The following is a 13999-nucleotide window of genomic DNA, read 5'->3' as shown; positions in this document are numbered from 1 at the left end:
CTCGATTCAAAGCACCGCGAGGACCGCGCTGGCCGGGGCGGTCCAGCCGACGATCGCCCCCTGGGCGCGGACCATCTCCAGGGTCGCCGCCTTGAACTCCGGGAAATAACTCTCGGTGGCGTCCTCGATCAGCAGGCACTCGTAACCGCGATCGTTCGCCTCGCGCATCGTGGTCTGCACGCAGACCTCGGTCGTCACCCCGGCGATGAGCAGCTGGGAGACGCCGAGCGCCGCGAGCCTGGCGTCGAGCCCCGTCCGGTAGAAAGCGCCCTTCCCCGGCTTCGGCACGACGAGCTCCCCGGGCGCCGGCGCGAGCTCCGGCACGAAGTCGTTGCCCGGCTCGCCCAGGACGAGGATGCGCCCCATCGGCCCGCGATCGCCGATGCGCAGGCCCGGCGCGCCTCGGTCCCGCTTCGCGGCCGGGCAGTCGGAGAGGTCCGGCCTGTGGCCCTCCTTCGTGTGGATGACCGTCAGGCCGCGCTCGCGGAACGCGTCGAGGAGGCGGCGGACCGTCGGCACGGCGCGCTGGAGGCGCCGGACGTCGTTGCCGAGCGCCGCGCCGAAGCCGCCCGGCTCCAGGAAGTCGCGCTGCATGTCGATGACGAGCAACGCCACCGACTCGCGCCCGGCGAGGCGGAACGGGTACGGCCTCGCCGCGATCTCGATGCCCGGCGCCGTCATGGGTGCCCCGCCATCGCGCGGCCGATCTCGGCGACGTCGGCCGACGAGATCGGCGACTCGTGGACGATGCGCCCCTCGCTCATCACGAGCACGCGGTCGGCCATGGCGAAGATCTCATCGAGATCCGCGCTCACGAGGAGGACGGCGGTGCCGCGGTTGCGCGCCTCGAGGATGCGGGCGCGGATCTCGGCCACGGCCGCGAAATCGAGGCCGAAGCACGGGTTCGCGGCGACGAGCAGCTCGATGCGCTCGTCGCGCTGGAGGCCGAGCTCGCGCGCGAGGACCGCGCGCTGCACGTTGCCGCCGGAGAGCTTGCCGATCGGCGCGTCGACAGAGGGCGCCTTGACGGCGTACTCCGAGGAGAGGCGCTCGGCCGACCGCCGCAGCGCGGCGCGGCTCACGCCCCAGCGGAGCGCGGTGAACGGCGGCGTGTCGAAGACGCGGAAGCCCATGTTCTCCGCGACGCTCATCGCGGGGACACAGGCGTTGCGCAGCGGCTCCTCGGGCAGGCACCGCACCCGGTGCTCCCGCGTCTGCTCGCGGCCGGCGCCGTACGGCTCGTCGTGGACGAGCACGCGGCCTGCCCGCGCGGGGCGCTGGCCCGCGAGCACCTCGACGAGCTCCTCCTGCCCGTTGCCCGAGACGCCAGCGATCCCGACGATCTCCCCGCGACGGACCGTGAGCGTCACGCCGTCGAGCGCCGGGCGGCCGCGATCGTCGCTCGCCGCGAGCCCCTCGACGCGCAGGACCGGCTCGCCGGCGGGCGCGTCGCTGCGCGCCGCGGAGGCGCGCGCCGGCTGCGCGCCGACCATCATCTCGGCCATGGCCGCCGGCGTGAGGTCCCGGACCTTGCCGCGGCCGGCGACCCGGCCGCGCCGCAGCACGGTGACCTCGTCGGCGAAGGCCATCACCTCGCGGAACTTGTGCGAGATCATGAGCACGCTGATCCGCCGCTCCTCGGCCATGCGCCGGAGCATCCCGAGCACCTCGTCGGCCTCCGCGGGCGTGAGCACCGAGGTCGGCTCGTCGAGGATGATGATCCGACTGCCGAGGTAGAGCTGCTTCAGGATCTCGAGCTTCTGCTTCTCGCCGGCGGCCAGGGCGCGCACGGTCCGCTCCGGATCGACGCGGAACGGCATGCGCGCCATGAACGCGCGGATCTGCTCGCGCTCCTCGCGCCAGTCGATCACGAAGGGGAGCGACGGGCGCGCGAGCACGAGGTTCTCGGCGACCGTCATGTTCATCACCAGGGTGAAGTGCTGGTAGACCATGCCGATCCCCAGCGACTGCGCCTCGCGCGGGCTCCTGATCGACAGGGCGGCGTCGCCGACCTTGATCTCGCCGGCGTCGGCCTGGTGATAGCCCATGATGCACTTGACCAGCGTGCTCTTGCCCGCGCCGTTCTCGCCGAGGAGCGCGTGGAAGCTCCCGGGGGCGAGGCGCAGCGAGACGTCGTCGAGCGCGAGCAGCGGCCCGAACCGCTTCGTGATCCCGGCGGCGGAGAGCGCGGGCGGCGGCGCGGGCTGCGCCGGCTGCGTTGGCTGGCAGCCGGCGGCGCGGGCCGGCCTCACCGCCGGGCTCGAGAGGACGCGCGGGTCCATCACGAAGCGAGCGCCTCCAGGAGCGCCGCGGAGGTCGAGACCGCGCCGAACACGCCGTTCTGCATGGTGATCATCTTCAGCGCGGCGGCGTGGTTGCCAGCGTCGGTGGCCGCGCAGCAGTCGGAGAGCAGCAGGCACTCGTAGCCGCGGTCGTTCGCCTCGCGCATGGTCGTGTGCACGCAGACGTCCGTCGTGATCCCGGTGAGGATCAGGTTCTGGATGCGGCGCTGGCGGAGGATGAGATCGAGGTCGGTCGCGCAGAAGGAGCCCTTGCCCGGCTTGTCGATGATCGGCTCGCTGGGCAGGGGCGCGAGCTCCGGGATGATCTCCCAGCCCGGCTCCCCGCGGACGAGCACCCGCCCGCGCGGCCCCGGGTCGCCGATGCCGACGCCGGTGCCGCGCCCGCCGTCGGTCCGGCGCGAGCGCCACCGCTTGTTCGCCGGCAGATCCGAGAGGTCCGGCCGGTGCCCCTCGCGCGTGTGCAGGACGTGGTGGCCGCGGCGGCGCGCCTCCGCGAGCACGCGCTGGATCGGCGCGATGCAGGCCCGCGTCAGCGAGATGTCGTAACCGAGCAGATCGATGTACCCGCCCTTGCCGCAGAAGTCGGTCTGCATGTCGATGACGAGGAGGGCCGTCGCCTCGGGGCGGAGATCGCCGTCGTACGGCCAGGCGTAAGGGTCAGCGGCCACGTGGGTCATGCGTCGATATCCTCCTGTCGTTCAACGTGTGGGCAACGTGTGGGCAACGTGTCGGCTCGCGCGCTCATCGCGCGAGCGTGAGCTCGGCGGGCTGATCGGGAAGGGTCCGGGTCGCGGAGCTCGTGGCGACCATGAGGGCCAGCGTGACGATGTACGGCGCGGCGTTGAAGAGGTGGTACCCCCAGGTGACGCCGACGGACTGGAGCGCCGGGCCGAGCGCGCTCGCGCCGCCGAAGAGGAGCGAGGCCCAGAGGCAGCGCACTGGGTTCCAGCGCGCGAAGATGACCAGGGCGACCGCCATGAGCCCCTGTCCGCTCGAGAGGCCCTCGTTCCAGCTGCCAGGGTAGAAGAGCGAGAGGAACGAGCCGCCGACGCCGGCGAGGAAGCCGCCGGCCATCGTCGCGCGCCGCCGGACCAGGTTCACGTCGACCCCCATCGCGCGGGCGCTGTCGGCGCTCTCGCCGACCGTGCGCAGCACGAGCCCGAGCCGCGTGCGGTCGAGCATCCAGAGCAGGAGCGGGGCGAGCGCGGCCCCGATGAGGAAGAGCGCGTTCACCTGGAGCGCGGAGCGGACCTGCGGGAGATCGCTGAAGAAGCCGAGCGGGATCGCCGGCAGGCGGGGCGCCGTCGGCTTGATGAGCGGCTTGCCGAGGAAGAAGGCGAGGCCGACGCCGAAGAGCATGAGCGCGATGCCGACGGCGATGTCGTTCACGCGCGGCTTCGAGCAGAGCCACGCGTGGAGCGCGCCGAGCGCCGCGCCGAGGCCGCCGGCGGCGAGGACGCCGAGCCAGGCGGAGCCGGTGAGGTACGAGACGCCGTAGCCGCCCATCGCGCCCATCACGAGCGTGCCCTCCAGGCCGAGGTTCACGCGGCCGCTCTTCTCCGTGAGGCACTCGCCGAGGCTCACGAAGAGGAACGGCGTGCTGATGCGGATCGCCCCGGCGGCGACCGCGAGGGGAATGCCCCAGAGGCCCAGCGCCGCTGCGTCGCTCATCACGCCACCGCCGAGGCGGGCTCGGCCTGCGGGACCCTGGGCGCGCGGGTGAGGCGGATGCGGCCGTAGAGCGCCTCGCTGGCGAGGATCGCGAGGAACAGGATGCCCTGGAGCACGCTCACGGTCGCGTCGGGGAGCTGCGCGGCGCGCTGCACGAGGCCGCCGCTCGCGCCGATGCCCCCGAGCAGGAGGGCGACCGGCACGATCGCGAGCGGGTTGTGGCGCGCGATGAACGCGACGAGGATCCCGGTGTAGCCGTAGCCGCTGACCAGCGACGCGTTGGCGCGGCCGTGGACGGCGGCGACCTCGACCATGCCGGCGAGCCCCGCGCACGCCCCGGCGAGCATGCAGGTGATCACGAGCAGCCGCCTGACCGGCAGGCCGGCGAGCAGCGCGGCGCGGACGTTGCCGCCGCTCATCGCCGCGGCGAAGCCGAAGGTCGTGCGGTGCATGAGCACGTAGCAGAGCGCGCAGGCGAGCACGCCGTAGGCGAGGCCCCAGTGGACCTCGACGCCGGGCAGGTTCCCGAGCGCGTTCTCGCCGCCGATGGGCGCCGTCGACGGCTTGTTCAGGCTCGCAGGGTCGCGCAGCGCGCCCTCGACGAGGTGGTTCAGGATCGCGATGCCGACGTAGTTGAGGAGCAGGCTGCTGATCGTCTCGCTGACGCCGCGGTACGCGCGCAGGGCGCCGGCGAGGCCGACCCAGAGCGCCCCGGCCAGGAGCCCCGAGACGACCATCGCGGCGAGCGCCGCGAGCGGCGGCGCGCGCCACGCCTGCGCGGCGAGCGCCGCCGAGGCGGCCGCGAGCCCGCCCATGACGACCGCGCCCTCGCCGCCGATGACGATCAGGCCGAGGCGCGCCGGCAGCGCGGTGCAGAGCGCGGTCAGCATGAGCGGCGCGGCGCGCAGCAGGGTGTTCTGGAACGAGAACCACGTGCCGAAGGCGCCGCGGTACATCTCGTAATAGACGTTCAAGGGGTTCGCCCCCTGGGCGGCCACGAAGGCGCCGAACACGAGGAGCGAGGCCGTGACGGCCCCGACGGGGATGGCGATCGACTCGGCTGCGTCGCGTCCGAGCAGCCCGCGCTGGATGAGCTTCACGGCGCCGAGGATAAGGCCTTCAATATTTCCACGTTTTTTCGGGGATCTTGCGGGGCGTCACCAGGTCGCCGATCGGGCCGGGCGATGGTGCGATGTGGTGGCCGCGGCGACCGCGAACGATCCGCACAGATGGCCCTGCTCCCTGCCGGTCCCGGCCTTGCAACCGGCGCAGCGCGGTCGTGTGAGCCCCGGTCCGGAGGTGTCGTTGGTATGCGGTTCGGCCGATTGTCTCTGCTCCTCGTGGGCGCCAGCGTCCTCATGGCGCCTCGCGCGACGGGCGCCGCCGAGCTCACCTGTTCATCGAGCGCGACCCTCGAGGCGCTCGTCGCGTGCATCCGCGACCAGATGCCCGGCAGGAGCTCGGGGAGGTTCGTCGCCCCGGTCTTCCTGGAGATGAGCGCCTGGCGGAGCGTCGTCAGCGCGATGATGAACGGCGCGTGCGGCTTCCCGCTGCCGTCCACCCTGTCGCCGTTCGTGCAGATCCGGTCGTTCCGCGACGCGGACAACGGCCGCACCTACTGCCTGCTCATGGAGACCGCCGACCGGAACGGGGACGGCGTCGTCGATCGGGGGTTCGGCGCGTTCATCGTGGACGCGTTCGCGGAGCGGGAGCTCAGTCACCAGGTGTCGCATCCGATCGCGGACGAGGGGACGGAGACGCAGGCCGTCACCATCTTCAAGCGGACGAGATCCCGCACCTTCCTGATGGCCGGCGCGCACCGCGACGCGCGCCCGGACGAGCGCGCGTTCCAGGGGTTCTCGATGGGCTCGGACGTCGCCCACAACGCGGCGACCATGTTCCACGCCGCCCACGTGGAGATCGCGGCCTATTACGGAGGGAGGCCATGGTGGGCCATCCAGTGGCACGGCATGGCGGAAGACACCTGCGAGAGGGTGGATGTGCACCTCTCTCACGGCGTCGATACAGCCCCCGTGGCGGGCGACAAGATCCTGGAGCTCAGGAACAATCTGCTCGCCCTCGATCCGACATGGCGGATCGGCGTCCCCGGAAGCCGCGTGTGCTCGTTGAACGCGACGAGCAACGTCCAGGGGGTGTTCCTCAACCGCGCGCCGGTGACCTTCAGCTTTGGAATGGCTGCTGTGGCGCCCGCTCCGCGGCGGTTCGTGCACATCGAGCAGCACCCGGGGATGCGCGATCCGGAGAGGTGGATCGCCGCGGTGATGGCCACCTGGCCCTGAGCCCCGCGCTGGGCGCCATCTGGTACGGCGGGATCATCGGCCGAGCCGCTGACGCGCCGCTGAAGGCGTGCCTCACGCGACGCCGGAAGGGCGCTGCGGGCACGATGTTTGACTGCATATCCGGCCAGCGCACATCCATTGTCCGATGACATGGAGCCGCGTCGCGTCTATCCCTCATGGGGCCGGAACCACGACGACGCGGTGAACGGGACCGGCCCTCCGCGAGGAGCCTGACGGCACGCGCACAAAACGGAGCATTTTACCGTACCTCGCCCTCGCTCCGCAATACGACGAACGTGCACCTGTCGCCGGTGCGCGCGCCGTCGTAGCGTCCTCGTCGCTCCCCATCGCGTCCTCGTCGCGTCCCCATCGCGTCCTCGTCGCGTCGCCTGCGGCCCGACCCTGCCGCGGGCGCCCTCACTGGAGCCGGAGAACACTCATGACCCTTGAAGGTACGCCTGTCCCGATCGCCTCCCTCCTCCGTATCCTTGTCCCGATCGTCTCCGCGCTCCTCGCCGGCGGCTGCTCGCAAGCGCCGGCGGAGATCCACGAGCGCCTCGGCGGGGACGAGGCCGCGCTGACCGATGCGCAGCGCCTCTCCGCGCATCGAGGGAGAGGCCGCGTTCACTCGACGACGAGCTGCGGCGACCACCCGAGCACCGCCCCGTCGAGCTTGCCCTACTGGACCGCGATCGCGCAGAACGGAGCCATCCCCGACGCCCTCTGGGACGGTTCGAGCGCGTATCAGGACGGCCGCTTCTACATCTTCGGCGGGTTGAACGGGACGTACCCGGACGACGAGGCCGTGGCCGATTTCAGCGTCTTCGACGTCGACACGCGGACCTGGCACGATCTCGGCGAGTACACAGGCGGGCCCTCCGCCCGGGCCGAGGCGATGATGTGGAGCGTCGCCGAGGACGACGCCCTGATCGTCTCCGGCGGGAGAGGCCCTTTCCGGCGCGGGCTCGATCTCACGCACCAGGACACGTTCCGGTTCGATCCGGTGCACGGGTGGACGCAGATCGCGCAGAATCCGGCCGAAGTCGGGCTCGCGAATCGCTCCACGGAGGCGGTCGCCGTGCGAGGGAAGGGGAAGCACAAGACCGTCGCGTACGCCTTCTCAGGCTCGTCGTCGACGTTATCGGGCTTCATCAACCGCCCGGACGGCCTCCAGCACAGCCTGGTTCGCTACAAGAACGGCTGGAAGCAGGTCGCGACCGGCTCGCCTGTCCCGCGCGCTCGAGCCCATCATCCGCTCGCGTACGCCGAGGGCTGGAACGCCCTCCTGGTCTACGGCGGATACACGAACGACGCCGTGAACGGGACCGGCCTGTTCACGCCGGAGAACTACCTCGGCGATCTCTGGATGCTCGACGTCGACACGGAGACGTGGGAGCAGATCGCCTTCGACGAGGACAGCGGACCGGGCCACCGCGACAACGCGAAGCTGCTCGCCGACGAGCGCGCCAATCGAATCTGGCTCTTCGGAGGCAGCCAGTTCGACGGTACCACCCTGTCCGATGTCTGGTACTTCGATCTCGACACCGAGGATTGGACGCGCGTGGACACGGCGATGGCGGGGCCGGCGCCGGCGCCGAGGTTCGGCCAGTTCTCCTTCTCTCGCAGGACCGCCACGGCCTACGAGCTCTACATCTTCGGGGGAGCGACCGCGGAGTTCGCGCCGGTGCTGCTCAACGACATGTGGAGATTGACGATCCCCCTCGCCGGCGACGACTGAGAGACATGCGCCGAGCTGGCCAACGCGGGCCTCGACCTCCACCGCCGCTCGGCCGCGCAGCCCGGATGAAGGGCACGGCCGAGGACGCCAGGGCGGGGGGCCGCGCGTCACCGCCGCTCGTCGGGTGTGTCCCGCCTGCCACATCGCGCTCCCCGCTTCCGCTGCCGACAGGCCTCTTGCGCCCGCGGCACCACCGTTGCTGAGTCGCGGCACATGTCCGCCTCTCCGCGCCTCCGGTCCGCGCCCGCCGCCCTGGCCGCCATCGCCCTCTGCCTCGCGTGCGTCCAGGGCGCGCGCGCCCCCAATGTGCCGCCCCGCGGCACGCTCGCCCCCGGCGCGCTCGACGCGGGCGGCAAATCCCCGGAGGGGCCGTTCGCGGTGGTGTTCGGCACCCCCCGCGGGCAGACGACGAGCCCCGCCGAGATCAGCCTCGTGTTCAACCGGCCGATGCGGCCGCTCGACCTCGCCGGCGGCGAGGCCGCCGCCCCCGCGGTCCTGAAGCCGGCTGCGCCCGGGCGCTGGCGCTGGGTCGGCACCAGCGGCCTCACGTTCGTCCCCGAGGGCCACCTGCCGCGCGGCACCGCGTTCACCGTCGAGGTCCCGGCGGGCACCCGCGCGCTCGACGGCAGCGCGCTCGCCGCGCCCTACGCGCTCGCCTTCCGCACCGAGCTGCCCAGGGTCGCGCGCGTCGAGCCCTGGTCGGGCAAGGACGACCTCGAGCCGGAGACGCGGTTCGAGCTCCGGTTCAACCAGCCCGTCGACGCCGCCGAGATCTCCCGCAGCGTGTCCCTCAGGGCCGGCGGCCGCTCGGCCAAGGTCGCGTTCGAGGTCCGCCGCCCCGACCCGAAGAACGAGATGCTCGCCGAGCTCGTCCCGCGCGCCCCGCTGCCGCGCGACAGCGAGATCGAGCTCGTCGTGTCCGAGGGCCTCCGTGGCCGCGAGGGGCCGCTGCCGGCCGGCGAGGAGCAGCGGTTCTCGTACCGCACCTACGGGCCGCTCCGGCTCCTGAACGCCGAGTGCGATCGCGACACGCCGCAGGGGCGCTGCGCGGCCGAGGGCGGGTTCACGCTGGCCTTCTCGAACCCCGTCCGGCTCGCGGACGCGAAGCGGGCGATCTCGGTGGAGCCCGCCGTGAAGCTGAGGTGGCCGTCGTGGCTGGAGGACGACGAGCTCACGAGCCACATCCCCCTCGGCGGCGCGTTCGTCCCGGGGCGCAGCTATCAGGTGCGCGTGGCCGCCGGCCTGCGCGACGGGCACGGGCAGGCGCTCGCGGGCGCCGGCACCCTGCAGGTCGCGTTCGGCGACCGCTGGCCCGAGGCGCAGATCGGGCTCACCGGGAGCGTCTTCGAGCCGGCCCAGCGGCGCGAGATCCCGGTCGTGTCCATGAACGTGCGCGAGCTGTCGCTCGCCGTCGGCGCGATGACCGAGGAGGCGGTGCTCGCCCTGGAGGCCGACCCGAACAGCCCGGGGCGGAGCCCGAAGATGAGCGAGATCGCGGCGCTGCCCTCCGGCAAGCAGTCCGTCCTCCGCCCGGCCGCCGCGACGAACGCGCCGGCGACGCACCTCGTGCGCGCCAGCGAGGTGCTGGGCGGCGAGGGCAAGCGCGGGCCGCTGGCGATCGGGATCAGCTACACGGCGCGGCCCGGGACGCGGCACGCGCGCACGACCTCCGAGGCGGTGATCGCGCAGGTGACCGACCTCGGGATCAGCGCGAAGGTGTCGCCGCACGGCTCGCTCGTGTGGGTGACGCGCCTGTCGACGGGCGCGCCGGTGCCCGGCGCGAGCGTGTGGATCCGGACCCCGGACATGCGCGCGCCCTCGGCGGTGCTCACCGACGCAGACGGGTTCGCGACCGTCCCCGCGGAGGCGTTCCGGCCCGAGACCTCCGGGGCGGAGCGCGGCGTGATCTTCGCGCGCGCGGGCGACGACTGGACGTACCGCCGCGTGGCCGACTCGCTGAGCGGGTGGCGCTTCGGCGCGCCGTCCGACTTCAGCGAGGCGCGCCCGTTCGGGATGGTGTTCTCCGATCGCGGCATCTACCGGCCGGGCGACACCGTGCGCGTGAAGGGGATCCTCCGCGAGGAGGCGGCGCGCGGGACGAAGACGCCGGCCGGCAAGAGCGTCGCGTTCAAGGTCGAGGGGCCCGACGGCGAGGCGATCGTCACCCAGTCGCCGTCGCTCGGCGCCTTCGGGACGTTCTCGGTCGACGTGAAGATCCCGGAGACGGCGCGCCTCGGCACGTACAGCCTCTCCGCCACGGTCCAGGGCGGCGACGCAGGGTGGCCGCACGTGACGGGCAGCGTCGAGGTGGCCGAGTACAGGCCCGCCGAGTTCAAGGTCGGCGTCGAGAGCGACAGGCCGAGCTACGTCCGCGGCGACAAGGCGCGCTGGATCGCGCGCGGCGACTACCTGTTCGGGGCGCCGATGACGAACGCCGAGGCCAGGCTCTCGGTGACGCGCGGGCCGGCGGCCTTCTCTCCGCCAGGGATCGAGGGCTTCACGGTCAGCGAGGACGAGCTCACGGACGCGCTGCCGGACCGGGCCCCGCGCGAGCACGAGGTGCAGAGCGCGCGCGACAAGCTCGACGCGACAGGGCAGGCGGCGATCGGCGCGACGCTCGCGATGCCCGGGCAGCGCGGCACCGAGCTCGTGACGTGCGAGGCGGAGATCACGGACGTGTCGCGGCAGGCGATCGCCGGGAGCTCGACGGCGCTCGTGCACCCGGCCGAGTTCTACGTCGCCCTCAAGGAGCCCGAGCGCTTCGCGAAGGCGGGCGACGTGCTCCGGCCCGAGATCCTCGCCGTCGATCCGAAGGGGGCGCGGGTGGCGCAGGTCGCCGTCGGGGTGGAGCTCGTCCAGCGGACGTGGACGCTCGCGCGCGAGGGGAGCGGCAGCGCGTACCGCAGCGTGACCGTGCCGGTCGACAAGGTCGTCGCGCGCTGCGGCGTCACGACGGCGGCGGCGCCGCGGAGCTGCGGGCTCACGATCCCGTCCGGGGGCTATTACCTCCTGCACGCGACGGCCAGGGATCGCCGCGGCAACCCCGTGGGCGCCGCGGCCGGCGTCTACGCGCTCGGCGAGGGCGGCGGCGGCTTCGGCGACAGCGACGAGCTCAAGGTCGAGCTCGTGCCCGACCGCGACAGCTACGAGGTCGGGCAGACGGCGCGCGTGATCGTGAAGTCGCCGTTCGCCGCCGCCGACGCGCTGGTCACGGTCGAGCGCGCGGGGATCTCCTCGCGCCGGAGGGTCAAGCTCGCGGGCGCCATGCCGGTGATCGACGTCCCGATCACGGACGACCTCCGGCCGAACGCGTTCGTGTCCGTGCTGCTCCTCCGCGGGCGGACCAGGCCGCCGCCGGCGCCGGGCAAGGGCGGGGCGGCGGGCCCCGACGTCGGCGCGCCGGCGTTCCGCCTCGGCTACGCGCCGCTCCGCGTGAACCCCGAGGCGCAGCGGCTCGCGGTGCGCGTCCGCCCGGACAAGGCGGACGCCCGCCCCGGCGACCCGATCCGCGTGGACGTCGACGTCCGCGACCGCGGCGGCCGGCCCGCCCGCGCGGAGGTCACGCTCTACGCCGTGGACGAGGGCGTGCTGTCGCTGACCGGCTACGAGACGCCGGATCCGATCCCGGTGTTCGGCGCGCCGCGCAGCTTGAAGGTGGCGACGATCGAGACGCGCGAGGCGCTCGCCCGCGTGCGCAACCCGTTCGCGGACCTCGGCGCCGACAAGGGGCGCGCGGGCGGCGGCGGCGCCAGCGGCAGCACGGGCGTGCGCCGCGACTTCCGCCAGAGCGCTTATTACCACCCCGCGCTCGTCACCGACGCCTCCGGGCAGGTGCACGCGAGCTTCAAGCTGCCCGACTCGCTCACGACCTACCGGATCATGGCGGTCGTCGCCGCGGAGGACGATCGGTTCGGCTACGGCGAGTCCCGCGTCACGGCGAGCCGCCCGCTCATGGCCCGGCCGGCGCTGCCGCGCTTCCTCCGCGCCGGCGACGCGATCGACGCGGGCGTCGTCGTGACGTCGAAGGGGCTCGGGAAGCCGACGACGGTCGAGGTGGAGGTCACGGCGTCGGGGCTAACGCTCACGGGCGGCGCGAAGCGCGCCGTCGAGCTCGCGCCGGGCGGGTCGGCCGAGGTCCGCTTCGCGCTCTCGGCGCCGCGGGCCGGACCGGCGACGCTGCGCTTCCGCGCTTCCGGCGGCGGCGCGGAGGACGTCGTCGAGGTGACCCGCGAGATCAAGACGCCCATCTCGCCGGAAGCCGTCGCGCTGTACGGCGACACGACCACCGCGAGCGCGGAGCGGCTCGGCGACCTGTCGGCGATCCGAGACGACACCGGAGGGCTCACGGTGAGCCTCTCGTCGACCGCGCTGGTCGGCCTCGCCGGCGGCGTGGAGCAGCTCCTCGAGTACCCGTACGGGTGCACCGAGCAGCTGACGAGCCGCATGGTGCCGCTCCTGTCGCTGCGCGACCTCGCGAAGGCCTACGGCATCGCCTTGCCGCAGAACCTCGCGGCGGTGATCGGCAAGACCGTGCGGGAGATCCTCTCGCACCAGCGCGGGGAAGGGAGCTTCGGCTTCTTCGCCGAGTCGGACCGCGCGGATCTCTGGACCACCGCGTACGCCCTGTGGGGCCTCGGCGAGGCCAGGCGTTACGGCGTCGCGGTGCCCGCGGACGCGATGGAGCGCGCGATATCCTTCCTGCGCGCGAAGCTCAACGAGGCCGGCGACGATCCGCTCCTGCAGGCGACGGCGCCCTTCATCGTCGACGTGCTCGCGGCGAACGGCGCGCCGGACCCCGGGCGCGCGAGCCGGCTGTTCGACGAGCGCGAGAAGCTGCCGCTCTTCTCGAAGGCGCTCCTCGCGCACGCGATGGTGATCGGCAAGAGCGACAGGGCGGCCGTGGATGAGCTGGTGCGCGAGCTCGAGGGCGCGCTGCGGCTCGACGGCCCGCTCGCGCGCGCCGTCCACAACCACGGCGACGCGTACGCGGTCCTCATGGACTCCGAGGCCCGCACCTCGGCGCTCGTGCTGCGCGCGCTACTCGCCGCGCGGCCGTCTCACCCGCTCGCGCCGCGGCTCGCGGCGGGCCTGCTCGCGGATCGCCGCGGGGGCACGTGGCGCAGCACCCAGGAGACGGCGTGGGCGCTGCTCGCGCTCGATCAGTACCGGAAGGCGCAGGAGAAGACGCCCCCCGACTTCGACGCGCGCGTGTTCCTCGGGCAGGCGGAGCTGTTCTCCGCCCCGTTCCACGGCGCGACGACCGAGCAGGCCAGGACGTCGATCCCCGCGGCGAGGCTCGCGAGCGCCGGCGGCGCGCCGCTCTCGTTCGCGGTCGACGGGCGCGGCCGCCTGTTCTACGAGGCGCGGCTCCGCTACGCGCGCAAGCAGCTCCCGACGGCGGCGCTCGACCGCGGGTTCTACATCGAGAAGTCGCTGCGCGCGCTCGCGCCCGAGGACCTCGCCGCGGCGCTCGGCGGCGCGGCGCCTTCCGGCGGCGCGGCGGGCGCGGCGCCCTCGTCGCTCGGCTTCGCCGGCGGCGACCTCGTGCTCGGCGAGATCGTCGTGGTGACGCCCTCGCCGCGCGACTTCGTGGTCATCGACGATCCGCTCCCGGCCGGCCTCGAGGCGGTCGACGCGCGCCTCGCGACGTCGGCGCGCTCGCTCGACGTCGACGCCGCGGAGGCCGCGGCGGACGACGCCGACGCGGACGTCGACCAGGACGACCTCCGCGCGACCGGCCGCGCGTACGAGCCGAGCCGCTTCGTCCGCGAGATCCGCGACGACAGGGTCCTGTTCTTCGTCGATCACATGGCCGCCGGCATGTACCGGTACCGGTACCTCGCGCGCGCCACGACGCTCGGCTCGTTCGTCGTCCCGCCTGCCCGCGCGGAGGAGATGTACACCCCCGAGGTCTTCGGCCGGACGGGCGCCATCGCGGTGAAGGTCTCGAGCCGAAGGACGGACGCGGCCCCGCGTCCGCGCTGACC

8 protein-coding genes are annotated in these 13999 nt (G+C 73.4%); 3 read left to right on the top strand and 5 right to left on the bottom strand.

Annotation, left to right across the window (positions count from 1 at the left end; translation table 11 throughout):
* Nucleotides 1-6: 6 nt before the first annotated feature.
* The 5 genes from WME85_RS27465 to WME85_RS27445 all read right to left on the bottom strand — a co-directional run bounded on the left by WME85_RS27465 (nt 7) and on the right by WME85_RS27445 (nt 5074).
* Nucleotides 7-681 carry a cysteine hydrolase family protein gene (locus WME85_RS27465; protein WP_437825322.1) on the bottom strand — a complete coding sequence of 225 codons (675 nt, stop codon included), beginning with the start codon at nt 679-681 and terminating at the stop codon, nt 7-9.
* A complete protein-coding gene (locus tag WME85_RS27460; RefSeq protein ID WP_437842368.1) occupies nt 678-2282 on the bottom strand; it encodes an ABC transporter ATP-binding protein in 1605 nt (534 codons plus the stop codon). The genes WME85_RS27465 and WME85_RS27460 overlap by 4 nt, the downstream gene beginning before the upstream one ends.
* The gene (biuH, locus tag WME85_RS27455) at nt 2282-2980 is read right to left on the bottom strand and encodes a biuret amidohydrolase (RefSeq protein ID WP_437825321.1); all 699 of its coding nucleotides are present in this window, start codon (nt 2978-2980) and stop codon (nt 2282-2284) included. Before biuH ends, WME85_RS27460 begins: the two co-directional genes overlap by 1 nt.
* 64 nt (nt 2981-3044) lie before the next feature.
* Nucleotides 3045-3974 carry an ABC transporter permease gene (locus WME85_RS27450; RefSeq protein WP_437825320.1) on the bottom strand — a complete coding sequence of 310 codons (930 nt, stop codon included), beginning with the start codon at nt 3972-3974 and terminating at the stop codon, nt 3045-3047.
* The gene (locus tag WME85_RS27445) at nt 3974-5074 is read right to left on the bottom strand and encodes an ABC transporter permease (protein ID WP_437825319.1); all 1101 of its coding nucleotides are present in this window, start codon (nt 5072-5074) and stop codon (nt 3974-3976) included. The genes WME85_RS27450 and WME85_RS27445 overlap by 1 nt, the downstream gene beginning before the upstream one ends.
* A gap of 210 nt (nt 5075-5284) precedes the next feature.
* Between WME85_RS27445 and WME85_RS27440 the strand changes: the two genes are divergently transcribed.
* The 3 genes from WME85_RS27440 (at nt 5285) to WME85_RS27430 (ending at nt 13997) form a co-directional block, all read left to right on the top strand.
* On the top strand, nt 5285-6274 hold the full coding sequence (locus tag WME85_RS27440) for a hypothetical protein (protein WP_437825318.1): 990 nt from the start codon (nt 5285-5287) through the stop codon (nt 6272-6274).
* A 439-nt stretch (nt 6275-6713) separates the two neighbouring features.
* Nucleotides 6714-8012: a Kelch repeat-containing protein gene (locus tag WME85_RS27435; protein WP_437825317.1), complete on the top strand. Its 1299-nt coding sequence runs from the start codon at nt 6714-6716 to the stop codon at nt 8010-8012.
* 213 nt (nt 8013-8225) lie between these two features.
* Nucleotides 8226-13997, top strand: coding sequence for an MG2 domain-containing protein (locus tag WME85_RS27430; protein ID WP_437825316.1), 5772 nt, complete (start codon nt 8226-8228; stop codon nt 13995-13997).
* Nucleotides 13998-13999: the final 2 nt, after the last annotated feature.

The sequence above is a fragment of the Sorangium sp. So ce1153 genome (assembly GCF_051521595.1).
Classification (GTDB): Bacteria; Myxococcota_A; Polyangia; order Polyangiales; family Polyangiaceae; genus Sorangium.
Note: the sequence above shows the minus strand (reverse complement) of the source record. Positions and strands in the feature narration are given on the sequence as shown.

What these genes read in the sequence shown, in the direction of transcription:
- WME85_RS27430 (WP_437825316.1), top strand. Translation starts at nt 8,226, where the DNA reads ATGTCCGCCTCTCCGCGCCTCCGGTCCGCGCCCGCCGCCCTGGCCGCC.
- WME85_RS27450 (WP_437825320.1), bottom strand. Translation starts at nt 3,974, where the DNA reads ATGAGCGACGCAGCGGCGCTGGGCCTCTGGGGCATTCCCCTCGCGGTC.
- WME85_RS27465 (WP_437825322.1), bottom strand. Translation starts at nt 681, where the DNA reads ATGACGGCGCCGGGCATCGAGATCGCGGCGAGGCCGTACCCGTTCCGC.
- WME85_RS27435 (WP_437825317.1), top strand. Translation starts at nt 6,714, where the DNA reads ATGACCCTTGAAGGTACGCCTGTCCCGATCGCCTCCCTCCTCCGTATC.
- WME85_RS27440 (WP_437825318.1), top strand. Translation starts at nt 5,285, where the DNA reads ATGCGGTTCGGCCGATTGTCTCTGCTCCTCGTGGGCGCCAGCGTCCTC.
- biuH (WP_437825321.1), bottom strand. Translation starts at nt 2,980, where the DNA reads ATGACCCACGTGGCCGCTGACCCTTACGCCTGGCCGTACGACGGCGAT.
- WME85_RS27460 (WP_437842368.1), bottom strand. Translation starts at nt 2,282, where the DNA reads ATGGACCCGCGCGTCCTCTCGAGCCCGGCGGTGAGGCCGGCCCGCGCC.